This is a genomic window from Clostridium tarantellae, assembly GCF_009295725.1.
GTDB lineage: Bacteria > Bacillota > Clostridia > Clostridiales > Clostridiaceae > Sarcina > Sarcina tarantellae.
The window spans coordinates 1-6900 of record NZ_WHJC01000184.1; the positions used below are offsets into that span (position 1 = coordinate 1).

Consider the following 6900-nt stretch of genomic DNA (forward strand, 5'->3'; position numbering starts at 1 on the left):
GTATATAAATTTATATGCTATTTATATATAACTAAAAATTTTAAATAATTATAGAAAGAAGGTATATTATGCCACCAATAACATTATTAATAAAACCAGCTTCTAGTGCTTGTAATTTAAAATGTAATTATTGCTTTTATCATTCTTTAAGTGATAAAAGAGAGGTTAAAAGCTATGGATTAATGAATAAAGATACTTTAGAATCTATAGTAAAAAAAGCTTTAGAAGAAGCAGATGATACATGTACTTTTGCTTTTCAAGGGGGAGAACCTACTTTAGCTGGATTAGATTTTTTTGAAGATTTAATAAAACTTCAAAGTAAATATAATTATAAAGATTTAAAAATAAATAATACTATTCAAACTAATGGAACATTAATAAATGAAGATTGGGCAATATTTTTAGAAAAAAATAATTTTTTAGTTGGCTTATCCTTGGATGGACCTAAGGATATACACAATATTAACAGAAAAGACTGTAAAGGTTTTGATACTTTTAATAAGGTAATAAAAACTGCTAATTTATTTAAAAAATATAATATCCAATTTAATATATTATGTGTTATCACATCTAAAAGCTGTAAGCACATAAAAAAAATATACTCTTATTTTAAAAGTATGAATTTTAAATATATACAATTTATTAATTGCTTAGATCCTTTATATGAACAATGGGGAACATATTCTTACTCCTTGAAACCTAATGATTTTACTTATTTTTTAAAAACACTCTTTGATGAATGGTACAATGACTTTATTTCTGGAAATTATATAAGTATAAGATACTTTGATAGTTTAATAGAGTTGATGGTAAATGGTAGATCCTCTTCTTGTGGAATGAACGGAATGTGTACATGCCAATTTGTAATAGAAAGTGATGGAAGTGTTTATCCTTGTGACTTTTATGTTGTTGATAAGTGGAATTTAGGAAATATTCAACACATGTCTTTAAAAGACCTTTATGAAAATAAAATTTCTCAAGATTTTATAAAATCTTCTATCAATATAAATGAAACCTGCAACCGTTGTAAATGGTTTCAATTGTGCAAAGGTGGATGTAGAAGATATAGAGAACCTTTAAAGGATAATAGTTTATCATTGAATTATTATTGTGAAAGTTATAAAGAATTTTTTGAATATGCCATTCCTAGATTATCTAATGCTTTAAGAAGAATTAATAATTTAAGATAATTAATACATTACTTAATCTCATAATTTTGAATTGTTATGTTCATTAATTATTTATATTTCCACAAAAAAATATCACAATTCATGGTATATAAATATGGGTTATTCCTATGTTAACCTAATTATTTATATACAGTGAATGTGATATTATAAATATACAAATTATAATAAGATTATCAATTAATTAATTTATTTAATACTCCATTAGTTATCATAAATTTACTTGAAATACCTGTAAAAAATCCAGTTATAACTGCACTTATTAATAATATAGGTAGGTAATATAATATACTTGTTGTTTGAAATATAATCATAGCCACAGTAATTTGTCCTATATTATGTGATATTGACCCAAATATACTTATAAACCATATACTTGATTTTCCTAATAATTTTATTAATATGGACATTACAATTAAACATAATATTCCACCTGATAAACTATAAAGGAATGTTACTACTTGACCCGAAAACATACTTCCCAAAAATATCCTTATAAAAAGAACTGCCGAAGCTTCTTTAGCTCCATATAAAGCTAATATTATTAATGTTATTATATTAGCTAACCCTAATTTTATACCTGGTATAGGAACTAATGGTGGTATTTGAAGTTCTATCATAAATATAGTTAAAGCAATTGCACTTAATACTGATAATCTTATTAATTTTTTTAAATTGTTATTCATAATAATAAAACCTCCATTAATAAGTTTTTGTATCAAATTCATCCTGCTTTATTCCCTCAATCTTTATTATTAAATTATTAGGAAGACATGCTATTGGTAATAATGAATCATGTATTGCTCCAGCTTTTATACATACTTTATCTGGACAGTTTGACTCAACCACTTTTATTCCTGCTTTACTTATATTAACAATATTAAAGTGTTCATCATCCCCAATTTTAACTTCATAATCTTCTTTCACTTTATTTAAATCAATTGTTTTTATAAGATTTCCATCTTTATATATTTTAGCTACAGAATTTTCAACTTTTTTATTATTAATAAAAAAATAACCTGCAATAGCTCCTATTAAAATAATAAAGATTATACCTATCTGTAATTTCTTTCTCATTTATCTAACCCTAAATCCTTTATTATTTAAACCTTTTGTAACTATAACTTCCATATTATCTTTTATGAAAAATGCTTCTACTCCATCTAAGCTTTCAATTAATTTTTTAGCTTTTTCTGATCCTAAAATATATGTAGCAGTTGATAATGCATCAGCGTCAATTCCATCTTTAGTTATTATAGTTGAACTAACAACTCCATTTTTAGCTGGATATACAGTTTTAGGATCTATTATATGATGATATCTAATTCCATCTTTTATAAAATATCTTTCATAATTTCCAGAAGTAACAACCACTTCATTACTTGCCTTTAATGATGCTGATATTTCATTTTCTTCTTTTGGATTTCTTATTCCAATACTCCACTTTTCATTATTTATTTTAGTTCCTAATGTAACTACATTTCCTCCAAGATTAAGTAAAGCTGATTGAATCCCTTCTTCTTTTAAGACTATTCTCATTTCATCTCCTATATATCCTTTGCCTATAGCACCTAAATCTAACTTTACATTTTCATTTAAGAATTTAATCTCTTTTGTATTTAGATTTAATTTTACATTTTTATAATTTTCCAATGATTTATATTTATTAATAACATCTTTTTCTGGTATTTTTGCATGGTCTGTGCCTATTCCCCATTCATCAATAACATGTCCTATAGTTGGGTCTAAAGCACCATTTGTTAAGTTAGCATAATATAATGCCTTATCAATAACATAGTAAAGTTCATTTGATAGTTTAACATCTTTATTGAAAGCTTCTTCATTAACTTTATTTAATTCACTATCTTTTATATTTACTGACATAATATTTTCAATATAATTAGCTCTTTTAAAAGCTTTCTCTAAAGCTTCTTTAGAGTTTTTTCCATAAGCAACACCACTTACAACAGTACCTAATATCTTTTCTGACATTTCATAAGATTCTACTTCTTCTTTTGTATTTTTAAACTTATTTATTCCCATACATGAAATTAATCCTAAAAAAAGTACAAAAATCATTGTTATAATAATTAATTTTTTTTTAAACATAAATTTTACTCCACACTTATCTTACAATCTATTAAAACATATATCTTTTTAATTTTTAGTTTTCTAAACATTATTTAGCAAAGAAATATGGCAAGTATTTCAAAAGACTATGTAATTTTAGTAGTCTATAGTTAACACTTGCCATCTGCTATATGCAAAACAATATAAACTTTTAATTTTTAAATGAATATATTTATTTGTTTTCTACTAATTTTCCATCCTTAGATATATTTAATATAAAATCTTTATATCCCTCTGATGATATTTTAACAACATTCTCTTCATCAGTTTTAAGCCCTTCATATCCTATGCTTATATTATAATCTACAGGATGGATACTATAGTGATTTTTTTCATTTCCCCATTGAATTCCTTTTTCGTATTCTACTCCATCCACAGAAATCTTAGTTATTTTTTCCATCCATTTTTCTGAATTTCCATTAAACTTAATATCATACTTTTTCATAAAGAATGAATCTTTATTTAATGTAATTTTCATTTTAGGAACTTCATTTTTTCCTTCTACAACTGAAACATCATTTTTAATAGACTGTTCTTTTTTATCACAACTTACTGTTCCATCATTTTTTATTATAAAAGTAAGATCATCATAACCCTTAGCTTTAACTGTAACTACATTATCATTATCTGATTTAAAATTATCTGAACCTATACCTATAAGTTCATCATTTTTGTATATAGCATAATGTCCGCTAGTTTGACCCCATGCAAGTCCTAATTTATATTCTGTATTATTTACAGAAATACCTGTTACATTATTTATCCATTCTCCTGCATTTTCAAACTTAATATCATACTTTTTCATAAACATAGGTTTACTATCTACTTTAATATTCATTTTAGGTAATTTTTTCTTTATTTCTTCCTTATTACTTTCATCTACTTTTGGTTTTTCTTCACTTTTTGTAATAGTGAAAATAAGTTCTTTTTTCCCATAGTACTTTCCTTCGATCTCTAATTTATACTCTCTAGCATCTTTAAATAAACCTGATTGAAGTATTAAATTATCACCTGATATTGTATAATATGTATCTGAAGAATTTCCCTCTTGATCCCTAGTAAGTACTGATTTATTATTTATCTTTATACTCTTAATGTTTTTAACAAAATCAGATGTTAAACCTGTAACCACTATATTTTGTCCAGTTTTATATTCTTTGTTTAGTTTTAAATCTACTTTATCTAAAACTTTTTCTAATGGGGCTTCAATAACTTTATCCTTATATCCCTTAGATAAAATTCTTAATTGTATTTTATCCCCAGTAATAAGCTTACTATTTATAATTAATTCATTACCTTTTATTGAATACAAATCCTTAGATATATCTCTTCCATCACCATTTAATTTTATAGATTTTATATTACTTAAATAATTAATATCATTACATTGAATAACCATGTCTTTATCCTTAACTGAAGTTTTAACTTCTAAGTTAGGAGTTTTTAAACCTAATGTATCTCTAAAACTTTTAGCTTGTCCTAAAAGATTATCTTCTAAAACTTCTTTTACATTATAAGGTCTATTTTTATACTCTTTAGCATTTTCACTTGATATATAATTATCATAAGTTAAATAATCTCCATTTAAAGCAGCATCTTTAACTGCATTTAAATAATCTTCAAAATCATTTATATGAGTTCCATCTTCACTTACAACTGCATCATATGAAATAGTATTTAACTCAAATCTATCAGCTATAGCCTCTGACTCAGTAGTTCCTATACCTAACTCTTTTAATATTAATGCATTAGCAAGTAAATCATGATTATAAATTAAATTTGAATGCATTATAACACTTCCACCTGAATTTCCTTCTGATCCTGAATCATCTGCTCCTTCACTTGTTGCTACACTTGCACTACTTAATGTATCTATTGATGAAAAACTTGATTTTATACCTTTTTTACTCTTTAAAATTAATGATGTAGGTTCTAATTTTTTATTAATACTATTTTTTTCATTAGACTTAACTTCATTTTTTAATACTTCAAATTTCTTTTCCACTTTTTTAAATCCATCAGCATATATTTCTAAAGTATATTGTCCTGGCTCTAAAAGATTTCCTTCACCTGTTTCATCGTCCTTAGCATAAACTGTAATAGAATCAGATAAAGGATGATAACTATCAAACTTAACTAATTCTTTTCTTTTATTATTGTGAGTTAAAAATACTTTAGTTATTGGATTTATAACTGCATAATTAAAATTTTCTAATTTAAATCTCACATCTTCTCCTGTTCTAGGATTCATTGGATACGATACCAAAACTTTTATTGGTTTAGATTGTACAATATTTACAGGTATAATTATTGAATCATAATTACTTGAATAAACTTTAATGTTATATAACCCATTATTATCTAAAGCTCTTTGATTTGCTTTAATAATTAATTCATCTTCATTTTTTTCAAATTCTAAACTTTGTTCTAAATTTGGATTTTTTGTTGAATCTTCTTTAGTTATTTTATTTATATTATTAAACCAATTTTTTTGTTCTTCTTTTTTAAATTCACATTTTATAACAATAGGTGAGTTTACTTCCACTTCCTCTATGTTAAATACTGGGATATGACTGACTTTTTCTTCTTTTTCATTTAAATTAAAAGTAGTTTTTCCTGTAGTAATTCTTATATTTCCATCTTTATCGTAATTTGTTTTATGATAATCCCATACTGGCATATTAGTAAAAGTTAATATTTTGCTAGGTGCTGCCATAGTTATTTTTGAACAAGTACATAAAGATATGGCTACAACAGCTGTTAATATACTTAATTTTTTCTTATTCATTAGTTCCACTCCTTATTTTTCAAACTTATAAATTCCTTCTTCGCCGCTGTTTTTATTTTTAATTTTTATTGTATTGTAGCCTAATTTATCAATTTCCCATTTAACAATTTTACCACTATCATCAACATTACTTGGTTTTATAGCTTTGTAATTTTCACCATCTAAAACATATAAATCATAATCTTTTATAGTTCCTTCATTAAAAGTAGCTACTATGTATTTAATCCATCCTAAATCTACTATTTTTGTAGCAGATTTATCTATTGCTTTATTTATAAATGTACTTGGCTTTATTTCAGATACAGTATTTTTTTCCTTTTCTTTAGAAGCACTACTTATTGCATCATCTTTTTTATCCTTCGAATTTCCATCTTTATTTGATTGTTTTACTGAAATATTGTTTTTCTGATTATTTTCACCTTTAGACTTTTTATGAGAAATTATATTTTTAAAAAAATCTAAAAAACCTGATTTGTTTTTTTCTTTTTTATTTTCAATAAGACTAGAACTCTGTTTCTTCATAAATGTTTTATTATTTACTGTAACTATATTAGACTTTATTGTAAATCCAATAGCTATAATAAATAATAATGCCATTAACCCACCTATTATTTTATTTTTACTATGTTTCATTTTTATCCTCCTTATATCTTTCTTTTACTTGCTAATTTATCTAAATTTTTCTTTTCCTCTTCAATAACATAATACGTTTTCAAAGAATATTATTTATTAAAGAAAATAAGGAAAATCAATATAAACTACCTCATTTTTATTTTTAAATATATAAGTTAGGAT

At 24.3% G+C, this 6900-nt stretch carries 6 protein-coding genes; 1 reads left to right on the forward strand and 5 read right to left on the reverse strand.

From position 1 onward, the window contains the following. Positions 1–68 precede the first annotated feature (68 nt). Positions 69–1190, forward strand: coding sequence for an anaerobic sulfatase maturase (locus tag GBZ86_RS10975; RefSeq protein WP_152890618.1), 1122 nt, complete (start codon positions 69–71; stop codon positions 1188–1190). A gap of 173 nt (positions 1191–1363) precedes the next feature. Here the strand turns inward: GBZ86_RS10975 and GBZ86_RS10980 are convergent, their stop codons facing one another. From GBZ86_RS10980 to GBZ86_RS11000, 5 genes are all read right to left on the reverse strand, one after another. After that, positions 1364–1873: a Gx transporter family protein gene (locus GBZ86_RS10980; RefSeq protein ID WP_152890620.1), complete on the reverse strand. Its 510-nt coding sequence runs from the start codon at positions 1871–1873 to the stop codon at positions 1364–1366. Between the two features lie 16 nt (positions 1874–1889). Then, a complete protein-coding gene (locus GBZ86_RS10985; protein ID WP_152890622.1) occupies positions 1890–2264 on the reverse strand; it encodes a NusG domain II-containing protein in 375 nt (124 codons plus the stop codon). Then, a complete protein-coding gene (locus GBZ86_RS10990) occupies positions 2265–3296 on the reverse strand; it encodes an FAD:protein FMN transferase (RefSeq protein ID WP_152890624.1) in 1032 nt (343 codons plus the stop codon). A 193-nt stretch (positions 3297–3489) separates the two neighbouring features. Then, positions 3490–6105, reverse strand: coding sequence for a hemoblobin-interacting domain-containing protein (locus GBZ86_RS10995; RefSeq protein ID WP_152890626.1), 2616 nt, complete (start codon positions 6103–6105; stop codon positions 3490–3492). 12 nt (positions 6106–6117) lie between these two features. Continuing rightward, positions 6118–6738: a hypothetical protein gene (locus GBZ86_RS11000; protein ID WP_152890628.1), complete on the reverse strand. Its 621-nt coding sequence runs from the start codon at positions 6736–6738 to the stop codon at positions 6118–6120. Positions 6739–6900: the final 162 nt, after the last annotated feature.

Coding starts and splice junctions, on each gene's coding strand:
- GBZ86_RS10985 (WP_152890622.1), bottom strand. CDS start 2,264: ATGAGAAAGAAATTACAGATAGGTATAATCTTTATTATTTTAATAGGA.
- GBZ86_RS10975 (WP_152890618.1), top strand. CDS start 69: ATGCCACCAATAACATTATTAATAAAACCAGCTTCTAGTGCTTGTAAT.
- GBZ86_RS10995 (WP_152890626.1), bottom strand. CDS start 6,105: ATGAATAAGAAAAAATTAAGTATATTAACAGCTGTTGTAGCCATATCT.
- GBZ86_RS11000 (WP_152890628.1), bottom strand. CDS start 6,738: ATGAAACATAGTAAAAATAAAATAATAGGTGGGTTAATGGCATTATTA.
- GBZ86_RS10980 (WP_152890620.1), bottom strand. CDS start 1,873: ATGAATAACAATTTAAAAAAATTAATAAGATTATCAGTATTAAGTGCA.
- GBZ86_RS10990 (WP_152890624.1), bottom strand. CDS start 3,296: ATGTTTAAAAAAAAATTAATTATTATAACAATGATTTTTGTACTTTTT.